A 19,011-nucleotide genomic window follows, 5' to 3' on the forward strand; every position below is an offset into this window, starting at 1 on the left:
TGTCAGCGAAGGAAGCCAATGTCGCTCATCGAATGTCGAACGGCGGCGTCTCAGTGACCCATCCCCGGCATGACCTCGCCGTTGTAGATGTCCGGGTTCTTCGAGCCTTCCACGTGGAGCACGCCAAGCAGGCCGCGCTCCATACGGGCGAGCGCGTGATCGACGAGCGTATAGTTGCCGGGTACGACGAGCTTGAACTCGGTGATGACCGCGCCCCCTGGCGGCACCGATACCGTCTGGTTGCCTTCGAGAGGGGGTGTGGTCATGCCGCCGAGATTATAGACTTTGTCGAAGATCTCGCCGATGACGTGGAACGACGAGGTGTAGTTCGGGCCGCCGACGCCGAAGAAGATCCTCACGGTGTCGCCGACCTTGGCCTCGAGCGGATGCAGCTTGGTGAGCGCTCCCACTGAGCCGTTGAAGACGAAATACTCGGGTCGCTCGTTGAGAAGCTTGTCGACACTGAATTCGGCGCTGCCGTGCTGGCCGAAGGCGATGTCGGAATAAATCTCGCCCTGCATGACATAGAACTCGTGGTCAACGTGCGGAAGCCCGCCTTCCGGCTCGACGAGAATGAGACCGTACATGCCGTTTGCGATGTGCTCGGCGACCATCGGCGTGGCGCAGTGATAGACATACAGTCCAGGCACCAGCGCCTTCCAGGTCATCGATTTCTCGCCGCCCGGGTCAACCTGCAGCGCGGCTGCGCCGCCACCTGGACCGGTCGCCGCATGGAAGTCGACGGAATGGATCATGGCGCTATCCGCGGAATTCTTCAGGTGGATGTCGACCGTGTCGCCGACGCGGACGCGAATGAACGGGCCCGGCACCTTGCCGTTGAAAGTCCAGTAGCCAAACGTGGTGCCTTCGGAGAGCCTGCCCTCAACCTCGACACTTAACAGATCCACTCGCACCGTCTGAGGATCACGCTTGCCGATGGGGGGCGGCAGATCGCCCGGTTCGCGCGAGATGTCGGCCTCGACGACGGTTTGCGGTGATGGTCTCGGCGTAACGATAAACTGCCCTACCATGCCCGCCAGACGATGTCCGGGAACGCTGCAATAGTAGGTGAAGTCGCCCGACTTGGTGGCCCTGAATGCGATGGTGGTACTCGCGCCCTTGCCGGTGACGCGCGGTGATTTCGTGTCCTGGTCTGGAAAGACGATATCGTGCTCGGCACCTTCGCCGTTGATCAGCGTGAGTTGGACCACCTGACCTTCGGAAGCGGTCAGCACCGGGTTGACCTTGCCCTCGATCGCACCGCCGACGCCGATATAGACCATGCGTCCTTCGGCGATGCCCGACCGTAGCGTGTACTTTGCATCGGCAATGTAGCCGATGTCAGCGCGGGTGGCGCTCTGCGGCCGGCTCGGGGGCGGCGCGCCAGTCGGAGACGCTGCCGGCGCCGGTTGCGCCTGGGCGGCCGATGTTCCGGCGGCACTCTGGCCGGCACCTGATTCTGCTAGGTAGGCAATGACGTCGGCCCGGTCGTGATCCGTTTTCAGGCCGGGGAAGGGCATCTTGTTGCCCGGCACGACCTTTGCTGGATCCTCAAGATACCGGGCGAGCGTCGGAGGATCCCAGGTGAGGTTCGATTGCTTCATCGCCGGTGAGTAGTTGTAGCCGGGCTCCGTACCGGACTCTCGGCCGATCACCCCAGCGAGCGAGGGGCCCAGCATGTTCTTCCCGGCATCAAGCGAGTGGCAGGCCTGGCACTTGCGGAAGACAAGTCGACCGGCTGCGGCATCACCACCAGTGGGGATCGGCGCCGCTGCGGCTGACGTGGGGGACTTGGAGCCCGGAGCGGCCTGGCCGCTCGTCGTCGGTGCCGGCGTGGGCGTCATCTGCGGGTCGTGGGGCGCTTGAGCCGGTTTCGCCGCTTCGGTCTCTGCATTCTGCTTCGATGCGGTCTGAGCTGTCTGCGTGGCCGTAGAGGGCGAGGATGTAGCGCGCTGCGGGTCGGCGTTGGCTCTTGGAGCCGACTGATCTGGCGGCGGGCTGTGCGCATTCTGATGACCGGTGTCGGGCGGCGACTTCTCGGCGGAAACTGTCTGGTTCTGCGGCTTGATGCGATCCGCAGAGTAGAGCATCTGACCTAGCCAAAAGCCGCCGACGATCAGAACCAGGCCGATCACAAGTATCGACCAGCGGCGCAGTGCCTCGGCGGCTGTGTCCCACATCGGCGTCCTCCCGGGCTTCCTTTGCTTGCCTCGCCTTATCGGTCGAGGCCTGGACGAGATCGAAGGCAGAAATTCGTTGCAGCCGTAGTTGGATGATTAGCCGCACAGCCGCGGAAATGAGAGGTCGCTCTTCGGAAGTCCTTGCCAGATGGCGCGGGAGCAGGCTTCGGAGCGCGGTCCTCGGAGGTTCATTTCGTGCGCCGGGCACATCGTGATGCCTTTGCTAGGGGTCGCGGTGCTCCCGGCGTCGGAACGGATCGGCGGCGTCGTCATGACCTGAGCGGCTACTGAAGAACATCAGGGCCATGAGCCCGCACCCGACGAGAAGCGAGAAGAAGGTGCCTAGCCCCAGCGCGATCCACCCGTGCTTGCCCATCTCGACGCCGCTGCTCGCACTCCACACGGAGACGGCCCAGACGCCTGTGAGGATCAATACGGCGCCCAGGGCGACCAGCAGGACGATTTGACCGGTACTGAGACCTCTCATCGCTGCACCTGTTCGTGCCATGACTGAGCGAACCGCGAACGTGAGCAGGCGTTCCGGAGTGCGGTGTGGGCGGTTCCCGTGCAGGCCCGATGGCCGCGTCTCATCAACGCCACCAATTGTTGGCGGCGGCGACCGTCTGAAAGTGGACGGCCACCACTTGGGATGTTGCGATCAGTTGCTCGGAGTCCTGCTCATAAGCCGCCCGCAGACGCGTACGGACCTCGTCCGATGGCTGCGTGATCTTCACCGCCATTCGTGAGAGCTTTACGGCCAGTTCGAAGCGGGCCTGGGGTGTATCGGTCTTCAACGACGGTAGCCAATTTTCGCTCATATGCCGTATCTTTTATTTGCCGTATCCTCTATTGGGGCTGGAGTGCTCTCACTGCGTCAGCTTGACGGGCGCCTTGTCGAACGTGTGCAGGTAGGCGATCAGGTCCTTGATCTTCTGCTCGTCCTTGATGCCGGCGAACGCCATCTTGGTGCCGGGGATCTTGGCCTTCGGGTCCTTGATGTACTCGCTGAAGGTGGCCTCGTCCCAAGTGATGCCGGATTTCTTGTTGGCCTCCGAGTAGTTATAGCCCTCAACCGATCCCGCTTTCCGTCCGATCAGCCCGTTGAGCACCGGGCCGACGACGTTCTTGGCGGTGTCGCCGGCCTGGTGACAGGCCTTGCAGACGGCGAAGACCTTCTCGCCCGCGGCGGCATCCTGAGCGCCGGCTTGGCCGAGACCCGCTGCGAGAAACAAGGCTACAAGTGCTGTCCGGATCATCAATTTCTCCTTTTCCTTTTGGTTCGAAGTCGGTCGATCAGATGGCGATTTCGGATGACTTGCCCGCCGCATCGATGAGATGGACGCGTTCGACATCGACGTATGGCAGCAGCGAACGGATTCGCTCCTTGGGCATCAGGCTGAACGCGGTCGAGAGCGCATCGGCTGCAGTGGCGCTTCGAGCGACGGTCGTCACGCTTTGATAACGATGGGCGCTGCCTCCCGTCGCCGGATCGAACAGGTGGTTGAAGCGGCCTTCGGGATCGAACCGGAACCCGTAGCTCCCCGAGGTCGATACCGCCCGGTCGACGATCGGAACGATCGTGGCGGTGCGGCTCGCGACCTCCGGATCGGCGACGCCCACTTCCCAGGGACGTCCGTCCGGCCGCGCGCCGATGGCGCGGGTCTCGCCCATGTCCACCAAGCTGTGCGAGATGCCCTGGGCCTGCAGCAGCTCGACGACCTTGTCCGTCACGTAACCCTGCGCGATCCCGTTCAGGGTCAAGGTCATTCCGTGAGGCAACGCAATCCGGTCGCGGCTGACCGACAGACGGCGGTGGCCCACGCGCCGGAGCGCGGCCTGGATCGCCGCCGTTGACGGACCGCCGGGATCCGCCCCTTCTCGTGCAAAGTGGTCCGCATAAAGCTCCCACAAGGGCTGCACCGTCGGATCGAACGCGCCTTCGGTCAGCGCCGAGTAGCGCTGCGATGCCGCCAGCAGTTCGACCATTTCGGGGGCGGGGCCGACGAGGATGCCGGTCCGGTTCAGTTCGGCGAGGGCGGAATCCTTCATGTAGAGACTGAACTGCCGCTCGAGCCGCCGCGCCTCCGTGCAGGCGAGCGAGATCAGCCGTTCTGCCCGGCTGCGGTCTTCGTCGTGGATCTCCAACGTTGCAACCGCGCCCAGCATCGTGCCGCGCCAGATCACCGGCGCGACCTCTGCACGAATTGGACCTCCGACGGACAGCGCGCCGAGGCCCGCCGCCGCGGCGCTGATATGAATAAAGCGTCGCCGCGTCAGGGTTGGCGTCATGGCGTCCTCCTCGGTCGTTCGCCCGGCGGGCCTTCCGCCGTCTCGTCGGCCGCAAATGCGCCTGTAGTGTTCGCCGAGGCCAGGACATAGTCCCGCGGCACCTCGTTAAAGCCGACGATCCTGCCGCCGTTTTCACCGGCGAACTTCTCCGCCGCCGCCCGGTCGGAGAACGGAACGGCCTCGTCGCCGCCCATGCCGCTCTTGACCCGGCTCTCGATCACGAACAGCGCCTTGCGCGCCTCAATCCAGTTGTCGGCGCCCGGCTTGTCCCAGTCGGCCGCTTTGCCCATGTCGGAGACGTAGATTGCCTGGATGTCCTTCGGTTCGTCCGGCAGCATGGTGAAGGCGATCGTGTCCCGCGCCGACGAGAACCACACCGGCTCCATGAGGCTCGCGGCGAAGATATGCCCCTTCGGTCCCGGGTGCTCGAGCACGTTCATGCCGCAGTAGTGCCCGATGTCCTCGGCCGTCATCCGATGAGGAGGCGGGATCTGCGCGGCCTGCTTGTCGTTGCAACCCGCGAGCGCGAACGGCACGAGCAAGGCGAGAAGTATCGTTCGGCGCCTCATAGCTCCCTCCGCGAGAAGGCGAGCGTGGCCAGCCCCAGCGGGAGCAGCGTCCAGCAGAGCAGGGCGGCCAGAAGGACCGGTATCGTCAGGGATGTGCTTTGAGCGAGGCCCGCCATGCCGGCGAAGGTGCTGACATTGGCGAATCCGGTGAGGTTGATCAGCCGGTAGGCGTCGGTCGGATTCGACAGGAGCATGGCGTTGAGCGCGGCCGCCGAGATGCTGCGTCCCTGATCGAGCGCAAGTACGCCCAGCAGCGCCATGTCGTAGATCAGCACCAGCAGCAGCCACAATCCAATGCAGACGCCGGCGGCCGTTCCCCGGTCGCGCACCAGCGCGCTGACCAGATATCCGATCGCGACGAAAACGGCGCCCAGCAGCACCGAGGAGCCCACCATCGCCGCGAAGGCGAGAAGACTGTCGCCGTCAATCTGGCTGCCCGTCGCCGCCAGCGCTCCGACCGCCGCGCCGTAGCCGAGACAGGTCGCAAAGGCGAGGACGGCGAGGTGGCCCAGGAACTTGCCGAGCAGCACCTGCCATCGTGCGACCGGATAGCTCAGCAGCAACAACATCGTTCCCCGTTCCATCTCGCCGACGATGGCGTCGTGCGAAATCAGCAGCGCGATAAGGGGAACGAGAAAGATCGTCAGGCTCGACAGGCTGACCACGACAACGTCGAGCGTGCGAACGCCGACATTTCCAGTCGGCGCGCTGCCGAGAAAGGTCAACGACAGGGCAAGCCCGGCGAGCAGGAGAGTTGCGGCAAGCACCCAGCGATTGCGGATGGCCTGGTGGATTTCCTTGGCGGCGATGATGAGGACGTTCATGGCGCCTGCTCCGATTGCCGGAGGAAATGAGCATAGAGCTCGTCGAGGGTCGGCGGGACGACGTCGACGTCTTCGACGGCATTGCCGGCGGCCGTCGCGCGATGCAGCAGCTCGATCTTCCGCTCGGGCGCAGCGTCGATCTCGACGATGTGGCCGTTCAACCGGCGGCAGGTCGCGTCTTGAGGAGCCCAGGGCGGCATCTCGCTGAGCGCGAGGCCAGCCACCTTAAGACGGATCCTGGTCGGCAGCCGGGCGAGACGACGCAAGTCGTCGATCGATCCGTCCGCGACCTTGATGCCGCGGTTCATGATGATGACCCGGCCGGCGCGCTCCTCTAGCTCGGTCAGCGCATGCGACGACAGCAGCACGGTCGCGCCGACTGCGGCGAGCCGTGCGATGATGTCGTAGAAGGTCTGCCGCAGCTCGGGGTCGAGACCGGTGGTCGGCTCATCCAGCAGCAGCACACGCGGCTCGCCAAGTAGCGCCTGCGCGAGCCCCAGCCGCTGACGCATGCCCTTCGAATAGGTGCTCACCCGGCGGCGGCTGGCGGCTCCCAGCCCGACGGCGTCGAGCAGCTCCAGGCCCTTCGCAACCGGCTCTCGCTTGAGCCTGGCGTAGAAGGCCTGTGTCTCGCGGCCGGTCAGAGCAGGGTCGAAGGAGACGTTTTCCGGCAGATAGCCGAGCTGTCGCCGGCCTGCGAATTCGCCGGCGGCGGGATTGTCTCCGAGAACCTCGATGGAGCCGCTGGTCGGCCGGATCAAGCCGAGCATGAGCTTCATGAGCGTGGTCTTGCCGGCGCCGTTGTGGCCGATCAAAGCGACCAGCTCGCCTTGATCGAGCGTGAACGACGCATCGCGCACGGCCTCGATCCGGCCATAAGCCTTGGTGACGTCGCTGACGCGAACCGTGCTGGTCATCGCGTTTCCTTCGCCCGGGCCTGCGGTGGGGACACCAGCGGATGGCTGTCGACCACGCCGCCCGGCAGCAGCGCCGGAAACTGCGCCTGCGCCCAGCGGATGACCTGGACAGCGGGGCTGTTGATCAGGACCTTCGCCGCGGGTGCCGTCCACAGCACGCGATCGATGAGGTCGTTCGGCCGATACGCGGTGTCGGCGATGCCGTCGCCGTTCAGGTCGAATGCTGGATTATCGCTCCAGTAGTTGCCGCGCCCCCCGGTCGACCAGTCGAGGTTCCTGGTGCCGACATATTTCACCTGGTTGGCGTTGCCGACGAAGGCGTTGCCCGTGATCTCGTTGCCTTCGGAGCCGGCTGTGAAGTGCACGCCGATGGCGCAGCGTTCGAACCAGTTGTTGCGGAATTTGTTGTGATTGGTGTTGTAGATGAACACGCATTTCTCCGGGCCGCTCTTGAGCGTGCTCTCCCGGTTGGCTTGCGGAAGCATGCCGCGCTCGTCCGCGGGACTGTCCTCCGTCCTCTGGGCCATCGGGCTCAGCGGGCCGCCCGTGACCCGGTTGTCCTCGATTTGGGCATAGTTCGCGTAGTTGAAGAGAAATCCATAGTCGCGATCGTGATCGGAGGAGTTGCCGCGGATCACCAGGCGGTTCGAATACATGATGGCGTAACCGACATGGTTGCCGATCGAAGCGTTGCCGCTGACTTCGCTGTCGTTGGTGTACATGTAGTGGACCGCGAAGCGGACCTGCTCGAAGCGATTGTCGAGGAAGCGGTCCTTGCTGCTGGAGATCGAGAAGATGCCGTCGCGGCCGTAGCGGAAAATGTTGTTCGCGATGGTGACGTCGGGGGCATTCCAAAGCGAAACGCCGTTGCCCGCCTCGCTGAGACGCCCGCCGCGCAGTCCCTCGATTTCGTTGCGGACGACGCGGGAGCCCCGGGCGCCATGCACATAGACACCGAACAGGTTTCCGACCAGCCGGTTGTCCTCGATCTTCGCGCGTTCGGCCGTCTTCTGCAGGAAGATCCCGGAATTCATCGCTTGCAGGTCGCGCCCGGAGCCCCGGACGGTCACGCCGCGGATGGTCACATCCGGCGCGGTCACCGTCACGACGTTACCGGCACCGCCGCCTTCGAGCACGGTGCCAGGGTGTCCGGTCAGCACAAGGGGACGATCGATGTGGATCGAGCCGTTGTACTCCCCCGAAGCAAGTTCTATCACGTCACCGTCACCGGCGCGATCCAGCAGAGGCTGCAGCGGCTGGCCAAGCGCAGCCGTCAGCGTCTCCGCGCTGACGGAGCCGACCAATCCGGCGGCGACGAGCGCCGCCGGAAGCATGCGTAGCGGAAGATGCACGGAGCCGCTCCCGATCAGACCGATTTCGGCTCGACGAACATGCGGCCCTTCATCTCCATGTGCATCGCGTGGCAGAACCAAGAGCAGTAGTACCAGTACACGCCGGGCTTATCGGCACTGAACGTCACCGATGCCGTCGCCATCGGCGCGACTTCCATCTGGATACCGTAGTTCACGATGCTGAAGCCATGTGTCAGGTCTTCGACCGCGTCGATATTGGTGATGTAGACGGTGACCTGATCGCCCTGCTTGACCTGGAACTGCTCGAGCCCGAACGCCGGAGCCGTCGAGGTCATGTAGACCCGCACCTTGTTGCCGTCGCGGACGACCTTGGAGTCACCTTCCAGGTCGATGCCGTCAGCCTTGGCCTGCTTGACTGCGTCAGCAAACATCGGATCGGCGCGATCCCAGATCGAGATCGGATTGATCTTGGAGCGGTGCACGATCGTGGCGTCATGGGGCTCAGCGAAGCTCGGACCATCGTGGACCAGCTTCATCTGGTCGCCCGAGATGTCGATCAACTGATCATTCTCCGGCTTCAGCGGCCCGACGTTGAGGAAGCGATCCTTGGAGAACTTGTTCAGCGAGATCAGCCATTTTCCGTCCGCCTCCTTGGTCTGACCCATCGAGGAGTGGTTGTGGCCAGGCTGATAGTGTACGTCGAGCTTCTGGAGGATGGGATCGACCTTCTCGCCCTTGAATGCCCGCTTGGCCAGGTCGATGTTCCACTTGCAGATCTGGCTGTCGAGGAACAGCGTCGTATAAGCGTTTCCCTTGCCGTCATAGGCGGTGTGCAGCGGCCCAAGGCCGAGTTCGGGCTCCGCGACGACAACGTCGCGCGGCTTGATCTTGTCGTCGAACAATTGGTCGAACAGTCGCACATCCATCACCGTCACGGTGGGCGAGAGCTTTCCGGCCGCCACGATGTGGATGCCGTCCGGAGCCGTGTTCATGCCGTGCGGATTGTTCGAGACCGGAACGTAGCGCGTGTAGGCCGATCCCTTGCGGCCGTCGATCACGGGCACGCCATTCATTTCCTTGAAGTCGCCCTTCTTCACGGCCTCCTCGATCCGCTTGATGTTGAAGATGACGACCCAGTCCTGTTCGCTTGCGGTCATCTCCGCCAGCGTGACGCCTTCCTCGGCGTTGTAGCAGGTCGAGAAAGCGTATTTGCCCTGGTAGTCCGCGTCGACGTTGTCGAGGTTGCCGCTGACGATCACCTGCCAGGCCACCTTCATGGTGTCTCCGTCGATCGCGCTGAGCATCGAACGATACTGCTTGGGATCGTCGAGGACCTTGCCGTCGTTGGGCAGCGGCACACCGTCCTCGCCGTTGGCGAATACATAACCGGTACGGGGATATTTCTGCACGCGCAGTCCGTGCACAGTATGCTGGTTCGGCAGTTCGATGATCTTGTCACACTTCATGACGTCGAGACGCACCCTCGCTACGCGAGTGTTCGCCTTGTCGTTCATGAAGACGTAGCGCCCATCATACGTGCCGTCGGTGAACGAGAGATGCGGGTGATGCAGGTCGCCGTTCATGAACGTGCCGCCGCGCGCCTTGAGGAATTCGCGGGTTGCCGGTTGCAGCCCTTCGGTCAGCACCTTGAGGCTTTCGTTGGTGAGCCCCCAGCCGGTGGCGCTGCAGCGGTTGAACACGGGAACGCGCATCAGCTCCCGCATCGACGGAAGGCCGACGATGCGCATCTCGCCGGATTGGCCGCTCGAGAAGAAGACGTAGTATTCGTCGAGTTCGCCGGGCGCGACTTCCGTCTTCTGCACAGCCGGACGTGCCGGCGGTGCCTTGGGCGCGGCAGCCTTGGTCTGGGCTTCGGCGACCGAGACGAAGCCGCCGTCCTTCATCACAGCTCCGCCGGCGATTCCAACGCCCGCAGCCGCGGCAGTGGTCCCCAGCAGGGTTCGTCGGCTGACGCCCTTTCCATTTTCGTTGTCGCTCATGATGGTCTCCTCGGCTTTCGGTTTCAGGTTGGAGGTGGAGTGATGACGTCGGCGGGCGAGACGCGGACGGGTTTCCCGCCGGCGGTGATGACCGTGTCCGGACCCTTGCCACCGGAGCGCATCGATGGCGACGACATCGCCTGGCGCTTTTCCCGCTTCAGCCGCACCTGGATCATGTGTGGGCAGCGGTGGTCGTCGAAATACAGTTCCTGGCAGTGCATGCAGTAGATGCACTCATTGACGTTGATGTGGCCTTCCGGATGGATCGCCTGCACCGGACACTCGTTGGCGCAGCGCTGACAGGGCGAGCCGCATTCCGGCCACCGCCGCAGCCATTCGAACATCCGGATACGCCCCGGGATCGCCAGCGCCGCGCCAAGCGGACACATGTAGCGGCAGAAAAAGCGCTCGACGAACAATCCGGCGGCGAGGAGGGTCAGCGCATAGAGGACGAACGGCCACTCCCGCGCGAACTTCAGGATGATGGAGGTTTTGAAGGGTTCGATCTCGGCAAGCTGCTCCGCGAAGGCGGTCGAATACAGCGACATCCCGAACAGGCCGAGGAAGATGATGTACTTGATCGGCCAGAGCCGTTCGTGAAGTCCCCAGGGGACGCGGAATTGAGGCACCTTGAGCGCCTGCGCGACGTTGTTGAGCAATTCCTGCAGGGCGCCGAACGGACACAGCCAGCCGCAGAACGGTCCACGTCCCCAGAACAGCAGCCCGGCCGCAATCGATGCCCAGAGGATGAAGATCAGGGGAGCCGAGAGGAAGTAGTCCCAGCTGAATCCGGTCAATAGGGAATTCGCGAAGGTCAGGACGTTGACGACAGAGAGCTGGGCGTTCGCATACCAGCCAAGCCAGACAAGGATGAACAGCAGGTAGCCTCGGCGCACCCAGACGTACACGGCTGGATGTCGAACCAGCATGTTCTGAAAGAAGAAGATGAGGGTGAGCGCCCCGAGCGCCGCCACGGTCAAGCCGACCTTGACGGTGTTGGCGCGCCAGATCCGCATCCACAGCGGCTCCTCGTCGGACGCGGGCGGCGGCGTACCGACTTCGCGCGCTTCGGCAACCGAGGTCACGGAGCCCTTAGAAGCTGCCGCTTGTGGAGGCTGCGCCGGCGGCGCCTCACGCTTCAGGTAGGCCTCGGGAAGGGTATAGCCGAGATCGAATGTGATCAACGCCTTGTCCCGGGCGCCGACCACGCGCTGCACCAGGAGCCGCAGCATCCATGGTTCGACCGGATCGAAGGCGAGTTCGGGCGGCACCGTGAACAGAGCGATCTCCGGAAAGTCGGGCGCACCTTCGGCGGCAAGGCTGCCCAACCGGGTGTGATCGCGGTCGCGGAAGCGGACGCTGTTGGTCTCCTGAACCAGTTCGATGCGGTCGAAGATTCCGCCGCGAACGTACGCGGCTCCCTTGAACGAGTAGCGGCCGGATCCGGCGACGACGAGCGCCTGCTGACCCGGTTTGAGACGGCCCAGGAGCCGTTGGTAGCCGTCGTCTCCGAGCAGACTGCGTCCGATCGTGGGGACGGCAACATCGGCGACATACAGATCGATGAATGTGTCATCGGGATCGCCTGCCTCCGGATGCGCGGTCGCGGCGGCGTTGCCCGTGTTTTCGAACGCCTTGTTGATATCCGCAACCGAGAGGAAGAGCCGCCGGACCGAGCCGTCACCGAGGAGCGTCTGCCAATCGCGAACCTCGCTCTTTGCGGGATCGATCGCTTTCGACGCTTGCGGCGTTGCGCTCGTGGCCGCACCGCCTTGCGCCCCGAGCCGGCCGCTCTTGATCAGCTTCGTCGCGGAACGGACGATGCTGTCGCCGAAAACGAGCACGGTCACCGTAGCCCCGCTGACAATGTCGACTTGGGGCGCCTGCGCGGCGCCGCGCGCCACTTCGCTCATATCGGCGCCGATCAGCTTGTTGACGGCGTCCAGGATCCTCTTCTCCGGAATGCCGACGAGAACAATCGGCTCCTTGTGCTCGACCAGCTTAAATCCCTTGAGCACACCCTTGGTATCGATGCCGATCAGGACCTGGATCGGCTTGCCGGAATAGCCCGTGGCGTTGGCGAACTGAGAATTGAGGTAGACAAATCCTTGCAACTGCTCGCCGCGGTAGACCGGGACGATCGGCGGATCCCCCTGCGGTGGACCGAATCGGTCGGCTGCTTGGAAGAAGTCGGCGGGCGCGACCTTCGGCAGATAACTGGCGAGATCGCCGGCCGCGAGTGCCGCATGTGCCCACAACGTCGCGCAGATCGCAAAGATGACCGCAAATGCTGCAGATGCAGGTGGTTTGACGGCGAAACGCCTCCGGAACATGGAGTACCTCAAAGCGGAACGGGCCTGCCCGAGCACGCGTATTCGATTCGAATTTTGGAGTTTGATGTTCCGGGATCGCCATTGACGCCGGACGGGCGGACCCATTGAGCCAACGCAAATCGAGTTGCGTCAAGAGGAGCTATACAATGATAGGAATGGCCTCGAACTTGCGCTGCATCAAAGAGCCTAGGAAATGTGATCATGCCGTTGTTGCGAACGACGCTCTTGAAGGAACCGGCAGGAACCCTGCGGTCCCTCGACGAACTGTTCGCGCTTGCTAATGCCATGGAGCAGGAAGCCGCGACCAAGTACGGGGAACTCGCCGAAGAGATGCGACGTCAGGACCGCGCCGACCTTCTGACGGTTTTCAGCGATCTCGCGGCGGCCGAGCGCGAACACGTCGATAGCGTGCAGCGCTGGTCACAGTCGCGCCGCGGGAAGTTGCCGGACCCCGCGCTCGTCCGCTGGGAGGCGCCTGAGACATTCGATCGTGACGCCACAGCCGAAATCAAGGCTTCGAACCTGATGACGCCTTACCGCGCGCTCGCGTTGGCGGTGCGCAACGAGGAGCGTGCCTTTGCCTTCTGGTCCTATCTCGCCGCCTATTCGAAAGATGCCGAGATCAAGAAGGCGTCGGAGACTATGGCCAAGGAAGAGCTCGGCCACGTGGCGACGCTGCGGAAGGAACGGCGCCGTGCCTATCGTCGAGAGCACGAGCGAGCGCCGCCAGACGAGGCGCGCCTGCCGACGGAGTGGATCGAGGCGCGAAGGCTTGAGCTTTGTCTCGCGACGCACCTTGCGGCTCTCGAGCGGCGTCTGGAAGGGGCGGCTGCGGTGCGCACGCGCGAGCTCCGCGAAAAGACGATGCTGATGGCCGAAGAGGTCGGCGATTTCGGAAGCTTTCCGGAGGCCCTCGAGCAGCGGGACGCGCAGACGATCGCCGAGGCGCTGGCCGACGCCTATCTCGAGGATGCCGAGCGCTCCGGCGATGCCGAGCGGGTCGAAACCTTGCAGCACCTGGCCGAGAGAGCGATCTCGAGGTTGGCTTGGCTGCGTTCGCTCGACGCGGAATGACTCGCCCCAGCGCCGCTACGGAATTCAGAGACGGCGGTCGAGATGAATCACGATCGCGATGGTCCGGTCCTGCGGGTTGGCCAGCAGCAGGTTCTGGTCCTCTAACATCAGGTACTCGTTGCTGCGTACAGGCTTCTGGGCGGGTTTCAGCTGGTCCCGCAGCTTCGCCCGGGCTTCGGCTGGAAGTCTTGCGGCGAAGGCTGCCTCTCGGCGATGCCCGCGATGCTCCAGGCGATCATCTGTCTTTGGGTGGACGTGAAGCCGATGGGGTTTCTGTCGTCGGCTTTGCTCATGCCCGTTGTGGACTGCGCGGCCACACCTGAGCTCGAGCTTTGTTGAGACGCCGACGGGAAAGACAGCAGGGCGGCGACGATCAGCATGGCGGAAAAGTGGTTCATGGGTATGCCTGCTGGGATGGTCTGCCTCAAAACTCACCCGAAGCACGGAGGTTTGCCTCCTGCGGACGATCTCGGTTGGATTAGAACGTCGGAGAGCCTGCCGTGCTGGGATCTGTAAACTGCCCTTTGCCTGACGCCGGGGCAATTCCCCGCGCCCAAATTGCACGGCAGAAGTTTTCCGCCGGCTTGCACCGCAATTCGAAAAAGGTGCGGTCTCACCAGAAACAATCGCTCGGCCAGCATGGTTAAGGAGAATTGGCCAGCAGGATAAACCATGGGTAAGTCAGCATTAGCGACCGTTCTGTTCCTTTCCTCTTTTCTCGCCTCCGGCTTCACCTTTGCTCAACTACCAGAGACTGCGTCCGGATCAAACGAAGCTCAAACCACTCCTGTACAGCCGGACCGTACGCCGCAGCAGTCCGATCAAGCGCGCGAGAGGGAGCGCAAGAATGCTGAAGACAGGCGCGTTAAGCGAGACTGGACGACACAGCGCGATGAGGATCGCACGGGTATGGACCGCATGCGTCAGCAGCATATGGGACGTATGATGGAAGATATGGACCATCGCACCACAGGCGGCAATTGGCGGATGCAGCGCGATGATGAAGATATGGACCGTCGCTCGCGATACCGCGATGAGGATCGGCCGCATCGACGCGTCAAGATCTGCTTTGAATATGAAAACGGCGACGAATTTTGTCGTTACCGCGACTGAGTTGAGGCCTGATCCCCAGGATGGTTGCCGCTCCGATGCCGCTTCGCATCCCGATGGGCGCCGTTGATGCGTTCTGCCAATTGATAGCCAAGAAGAAGGAGTCGGCGAGCCTTCGAAGAGTTGGCGCGTGTTCAACGCCCCTGCGAGGCTCCCGGTTACCAATTGGCGTGTTCCCGCAGCGCTGGCTCGGCCGGGGGCCGCCGGAGGAAGGCGCGTTGGCGAAGGGGTCAGACGATCGACCCGCTGATTTGGATCAACTCTCCTGCTCTAAGATCCACCATGCTGCGGTTATGAAACGGTCAGAACAGATCCCATCCCGGAAGCCTGACGAGAGGTCGGGTCCCGCATCCAAACCCACGGCCGGACGGCGAGACGAGGCACTCAAAATCATCGAGGAATATGCCGACGATCTCCGCCTCATCGTGGCGAAGCTTCGCAGCCATCTTCATTGAGGACCCCTGAACCGGCGGGGAACTCTGTCCTAGTTCGCCGCCGGTGCCGAGTTCGGCTCTGTTGCACCCGCTGCCCTTTAAGCGTCCATGTCCCGCAGCCGTTGACGATTGCGCAGTACGATCTGCCTGGCCCCCGAAAAGCCTAAAACGCCTTCGGTGTGGAGTTGAGAAAGCGCCCTGGAAATTGTCTCAAGTGTTAGGCCAAGATAGTCGCCGATGTCCCGGCGGCACATCGGCAGCGCCAGCATGCCCGCGCCGGCGAGCCGGCGGTCCATTTCAAGCAGGAACGTCGCGACCTTTTCAATTGCCGTCTTGCGACCTAGCAGCAGCATGTGATCTTCGGCGTGACTAAGTTCCGCAGCCGTCATGCTCCACAGTTTGCGCGCGACCTGCACGTCCATTGTCGTGGCTTTCTCAATTGCGGAGCGCTTTACCAGGCGCACGGTGGTATCGAGGATGGCCTCCGCAGTCATGCGATGGGTCGTGCCCGATTCCAGGCCGAACACATCGCCGGGCACATGAAATGAGCCGATCTGACGCCGGCCATCGGACAGAAGCTTGTAGGTCCTCACCGAACCAGACACGACTTGGTAGACGTACTCGGACGGCTCACCTTCGCCGAAGATCTCCTCGTCCTTCTTGAAGGAAAATTCGCTCGCGATCAGACCAGCGATGGCAGCGAATTGATCGGAAACGCGCGGCGCCGGAGCGCAATTCTGGCGGAGAAGCGGGTTTACCTGAAGGGCGGCGGTGAGCATCGAAATCTCCTTTTGATGGAGATCAAGTACCCGGACAGGCAGCGCTCGAAAAGTTCGGCAAAACTCGTAAGGAAATCTCCCTACGTATGTTTCCTTAGGTCTTCGCGGGCTTCCGCGGCGCCTCCTCTTCTGCCATGCGAGTTCTAAGCTGAGCAAGGTCCGAAATCTCCGAGGCGAGTGGAGCTGCTGGCGGGACCGAACGGGCCGCTTGTGTTCCGGCTGCATCAGGTCGAAGACCCGACAGAGATCAGCCCCTGCGTTAACTTTCATCCGATCGCATCACCGCGCCGATGCTGCACTCTGTGCGTCTTTGGCCAACGTGCGATTGTACAATTCCGCGCTCATCTGTTGAGCCGTCGCGGCGAGCGTTTCAAAGCTCTCGTCTAGCACCAACCAAGCATATTCAGCCGCGATGCGGCTATACGCCTTCAGCGTATTCATTTCGATTGGCGTTGGCTCGTGAACGTTGACGAAATGAGTGGAGACGATTCCGAACAGGTGCCCATCCCTCGTGAACATGGGGGTGCTTTGCACAGCCCGAAAGCCAGCATGGCGTGCGTGCCGCCGGAAGACAGCAAAGCCATCATCTTTTTCTATATCGGGAATAATGACGGGAACACGCAGCTCCAGTGCTCTGCCGCAGGCGCTGCCATCGTCTTTGTTGACACGCCAGAACGCTTTGAGGAATTCCGCTGAGAGGCCACGCTGCGCCGCTATCGCCAACTCGTCGCCAACAGGAAGTTGTACGTTGCCGTATTCTGAGCCGAGCAAGGCGATGACATCGTCCAGAATAGCTTGCACTACCCCCTCAAGATCACGATTGCGAACTAGGCGCCGGGTCATGTGCCTCAACACAGGTCACTCTCCGAGGGGGCTCACCAAACCGGAAGTGGAGTTTAATCGACGTTGAAGCAAGAAAAAAGGCGGCGGGTCCGACTCCTGGGCGACCAGGGTTCCATTGCAACCCGGGGGCGGGCAGAAGCGGCGCAATGGCACTCAATCTGATCAACTGGTCAGGACCGTGGCCGATGGCGGTCGATCTACGGTTAGCCCCAAGGGAAAATGCCGGGGAGGTACGGCCCGAGTTCCGGCGTTTTGGTTCCGCGAGGAGCGCTGGCCTCACTCACGCTCTCGCCGACCGGCCTTCTGCCTCCCCTCGATCGGACCATGCAAACTAGTTGAGCCGGACAGCGCCGGTTTCGCGAACTACGAGCGGTCTCAGGTGAGACCACCCTTTCCGCGCATCGTTGTAGCCGTCGAGCGATCCGGCTCCCGGCGCCGCAGCGCGTTTTGGTCTAGACCTCTCCACCAGGAAGGTCGGCTTATCCCGTGGCCGGTTGCGAGTGCCTGCGCTACTCGCTCGCCGTCAGCTTGAGCGTCCTTCGTCAGAGCCTCTTTTTGCAAAGCTCTTCGGCTATCGTCCCTTCGACGACCAGCCCGATCCAAGGCCGCTTCCGGAAGGCAAGATGATCGCCGGCGCCGTAGTCGATATCTTCGACGCCCTGGTTGCGACCCTCGACGACACGCGGCTTGAGCCGGACCTTGATGATCTGCTCTGGTCGACCGTCAACCTGTTCCATCGGGCCGTCGACCGCGTCCAACGGCAGCTCGATGACAACGAGCAGGCGCAGCACAAGAGCCAGCGCGAGCAGAACGGCTCGGAAGTGCGATCGGTCGAACTCGAGCGCCTGACGGCCCAAGGCATCTCACTGATCGAGCGTCGCAATTGCCTGGAACTGTTCCGGGATCAGGCCATCGAGCGATTTGAGGTCCACACCGGTTCGGCCTGGCGTCCTCGGTCGGGATCATTGGTCAATCACCGCACGCTCACCGCGGCAATGATCGACTCCCGTGACTTCATCGCAGCAAAACGCCGCGCCGAGACTGAGGTCATGTTGCCGCCGGGGCCGAAGATCGCACTCACCGGCGGGCTCGACTTCAATGACCACCACCTCATCTGGGATCGCCTCGACAAGGTTCATGCCAAGCATCCCGACATGGTCCTCCTCCATGGCGGCTCCCCGAAAGGCGCTGAACTGATCGCTGCGAAATGGGCGACCAATCGCAAGGTGCCTCAGATCGCCTTCAAGCCCGACTGGACGAAACATGCCAAGGCAGCCCCCTTCAAACGCAACGACGCCATGCTCGAACTCCTGCCAATCGGCGTCATGCATTTCCCAGGCACGGGAATTCAGGACAACTTCGCCGACAAAGCGAAGCGGCTCGGCATTCCCGTTTGGCGGTTCGGCGGCGCGTGAGCGCCGTCGTCTCGCCTCTGCGGCGTCAAAGCGGAGTTGCAGCTGCCGCAACTCTGCCTCGTTTCCGATTTCTACATTAGAACTTGCGCCGTGGTGGTGGTGGAAGGCGCGATTGATAAATCCATGCACATGGAGCCACCACCATGCTCGCGTTCGGGCTTGTTCTCAACATACTTGGTATCGGTCTGTTCTGCTGGGTGATCTTTGCGCTCGCAGTGTATGCCCTGCCGTTGTTCGTCGCACTCAGTGCCGGGATTTTGGCATATCGTCATGGCGCGGGCGTCTTCGGCGCACTGCTTATCGGAATTGCTTCTGGCACGCTGACCCTTGCCGCGGGTCAGCTCGCCGTCGCCGTTAGTCGGTCCTTGATCTTGCGCGTTGTGATCGGAGCCGCATTCGCCGTCCCTGCGGCAATCGCTGGCTATCATGTGGTGTTTGGCCTGTCGCAGATTGGGGTGCCTTCGCTGGCTTGGCGCGAGGTCTTCGCGGGCCTGGGTGCGGTTTGCATTGGCGGCACGGCATGGACGCGTTTGACCGTGTTTGCGGAGACCCGCCCGTCGGAGTCGGCCGGGCGGTGGAGAATGCGCCTGAACCGGTTCTCAGAGCCGCCGCGCACGAGCGGTGAGGCTTCGTCGCCATCATCCGTCGAGCAAGACGGCACGGGGCGTCACGTTGAACGAGGGATCATCGAGCTTGAGCGAGAGGTAACCGCACTTCTCCTCGGAGCGCTTTATGCACGCCCGACTAATCTCTGCTGGCCTACATAGCTGCGGCGGGGCGGTGCGCCGTGCTCGATCATTCCTTCCGGACAAGACCGCCCGTGACCTCTGTTCAGCGGGCTTCTGCTGAGGAGCAGCGGCGGTGGGCAAGTCGCCGTCTCCGTGCGGGAACATGTGCCGATGTTGCTTAGCAAGCCTTTGGCCTGCAGGTC

17 protein-coding genes and 2 pseudogenes are annotated in these 19,011 nt (G+C 62.8%); 3 read left to right on the forward strand and 16 right to left on the reverse strand.

Annotated elements, in window-relative coordinates; genetic code table 11:
* Window positions 1–50 precede the first annotated feature (50 nt).
* The 11 genes from nirK to ACSHT2_RS33790 form a co-directional block, all read right to left on the reverse strand.
* Window positions 51–2,180, reverse strand: a complete 2,130-nt coding sequence (nirK, locus tag ACSHT2_RS33740) for a copper-containing nitrite reductase (RefSeq protein ID WP_440639362.1) — start codon at window positions 2,178–2,180, stop codon at window positions 51–53.
* A 223-nt stretch (window positions 2,181–2,403) separates the two neighbouring features.
* Window positions 2,404–2,667, reverse strand: a complete 264-nt coding sequence (locus tag ACSHT2_RS33745) for a hypothetical protein (RefSeq protein ID WP_440639364.1) — start codon at window positions 2,665–2,667, stop codon at window positions 2,404–2,406.
* 103 nt (window positions 2,668–2,770) lie between these two features.
* Complete coding sequence (locus ACSHT2_RS33750) at window positions 2,771–2,998, reverse strand: hexameric tyrosine-coordinated heme protein (RefSeq protein ID WP_440639365.1); 228 nt, start codon at window positions 2,996–2,998, stop codon at window positions 2,771–2,773.
* Window positions 2,999–3,046: 48 nt separating this feature from the next.
* Window positions 3,047–3,436, reverse strand: coding sequence for a c-type cytochrome (locus ACSHT2_RS33755; protein WP_440639367.1), 390 nt, complete (start codon window positions 3,434–3,436; stop codon window positions 3,047–3,049).
* 37 nt (window positions 3,437–3,473) lie between these two features.
* Window positions 3,474–4,469, reverse strand: a complete 996-nt coding sequence (locus ACSHT2_RS33760) for an FAD:protein FMN transferase (RefSeq protein ID WP_440639368.1) — start codon at window positions 4,467–4,469, stop codon at window positions 3,474–3,476.
* Window positions 4,466–5,038 (reverse strand): nitrous oxide reductase accessory protein NosL, encoded by a 573-nt coding sequence (locus tag ACSHT2_RS33765; protein ID WP_440639369.1) that lies wholly within the window; start codon window positions 5,036–5,038, stop codon window positions 4,466–4,468. The genes ACSHT2_RS33760 and ACSHT2_RS33765 overlap by 4 nt, the downstream gene beginning before the upstream one ends.
* Window positions 5,035–5,862: an ABC transporter permease gene (locus tag ACSHT2_RS33770; RefSeq protein WP_440639371.1), complete on the reverse strand. Its 828-nt coding sequence runs from the start codon at window positions 5,860–5,862 to the stop codon at window positions 5,035–5,037. Before ACSHT2_RS33770 ends, ACSHT2_RS33765 begins: the two co-directional genes overlap by 4 nt.
* The gene (locus tag ACSHT2_RS33775) at window positions 5,859–6,779 is read right to left on the reverse strand and encodes an ABC transporter ATP-binding protein (protein ID WP_440639373.1); all 921 of its coding nucleotides are present in this window, start codon (window positions 6,777–6,779) and stop codon (window positions 5,859–5,861) included. The genes ACSHT2_RS33770 and ACSHT2_RS33775 overlap by 4 nt, the downstream gene beginning before the upstream one ends.
* The gene (locus ACSHT2_RS33780; protein WP_440642991.1) at window positions 6,776–8,113 is read right to left on the reverse strand and encodes a nitrous oxide reductase family maturation protein NosD; all 1,338 of its coding nucleotides are present in this window, start codon (window positions 8,111–8,113) and stop codon (window positions 6,776–6,778) included. Before ACSHT2_RS33780 ends, ACSHT2_RS33775 begins: the two co-directional genes overlap by 4 nt.
* A gap of 32 nt (window positions 8,114–8,145) precedes the next feature.
* On the reverse strand, window positions 8,146–10,092 hold the full coding sequence (gene nosZ / locus ACSHT2_RS33785) for a TAT-dependent nitrous-oxide reductase (RefSeq protein WP_440639375.1): 1,947 nt from the start codon (window positions 10,090–10,092) through the stop codon (window positions 8,146–8,148).
* 23 nt (window positions 10,093–10,115) lie between these two features.
* Entirely contained in the window at window positions 10,116–12,425 is a 2,310-nt protein-coding gene (locus ACSHT2_RS33790; protein ID WP_440639376.1) for a 4Fe-4S binding protein, read from the reverse strand.
* 201 nt (window positions 12,426–12,626) lie between these two features.
* On the opposite strand from ACSHT2_RS33790, the gene ACSHT2_RS33795 reads away from it, so the two are divergent.
* A complete protein-coding gene (locus tag ACSHT2_RS33795; protein ID WP_440642992.1) occupies window positions 12,627–13,499 on the forward strand; it encodes a ferritin-like domain-containing protein in 873 nt (290 codons plus the stop codon).
* A gap of 146 nt (window positions 13,500–13,645) precedes the next feature.
* On the opposite strand, the gene ACSHT2_RS33800 is transcribed toward ACSHT2_RS33795, so the two are convergent.
* Window positions 13,646–13,897: a hypothetical protein gene (locus ACSHT2_RS33800; protein ID WP_440639378.1), complete on the reverse strand. Its 252-nt coding sequence runs from the start codon at window positions 13,895–13,897 to the stop codon at window positions 13,646–13,648.
* A 274-nt stretch (window positions 13,898–14,171) separates the two neighbouring features.
* Here ACSHT2_RS33800 and ACSHT2_RS33805 point away from each other — a divergent pair, with 274 nt between their 5' ends.
* Window positions 14,172–14,612: a hypothetical protein gene (locus ACSHT2_RS33805; RefSeq protein WP_440639380.1), complete on the forward strand. Its 441-nt coding sequence runs from the start codon at window positions 14,172–14,174 to the stop codon at window positions 14,610–14,612.
* Between the two features lie 529 nt (window positions 14,613–15,141).
* Here the strand turns inward: ACSHT2_RS33805 and ACSHT2_RS33810 are convergent.
* Both ACSHT2_RS33810 and ACSHT2_RS33815 read right to left on the reverse strand, forming a co-directional pair.
* Window positions 15,142–15,822: a helix-turn-helix domain-containing protein gene (locus tag ACSHT2_RS33810; protein ID WP_440639381.1), complete on the reverse strand. Its 681-nt coding sequence runs from the start codon at window positions 15,820–15,822 to the stop codon at window positions 15,142–15,144.
* A gap of 279 nt (window positions 15,823–16,101) precedes the next feature.
* Window positions 16,102–16,665: a GAF domain-containing protein gene (locus ACSHT2_RS33815; protein ID WP_440639383.1), complete on the reverse strand. Its 564-nt coding sequence runs from the start codon at window positions 16,663–16,665 to the stop codon at window positions 16,102–16,104.
* 560 nt (window positions 16,666–17,225) lie between these two features.
* Between ACSHT2_RS33815 and ACSHT2_RS33820 the strand changes: the two are divergent.
* Window positions 17,226–18,080: pseudogene (locus tag ACSHT2_RS33820) on the forward strand (DUF2493 domain-containing protein); the annotation flags it as partial.
* Window positions 18,081–18,151: 71 nt separating this feature from the next.
* Here the strand turns inward: ACSHT2_RS33820 and ACSHT2_RS33825 are convergent.
* Window positions 18,152–18,508: a hypothetical protein gene (locus ACSHT2_RS33825; protein ID WP_440639385.1), complete on the reverse strand. Its 357-nt coding sequence runs from the start codon at window positions 18,506–18,508 to the stop codon at window positions 18,152–18,154.
* A gap of 210 nt (window positions 18,509–18,718) precedes the next feature.
* Window positions 18,719–18,864: pseudogene (locus ACSHT2_RS33830) on the reverse strand (DUF736 domain-containing protein); the annotation flags it as partial.
* Between the last annotated feature and the right edge of the window lie 147 nt (window positions 18,865–19,011).

It is taken from the genome of Bradyrhizobium sp. PUT101, from assembly GCF_052043945.1.
GTDB lineage: Bacteria > Pseudomonadota > Alphaproteobacteria > Rhizobiales > Xanthobacteraceae > Bradyrhizobium.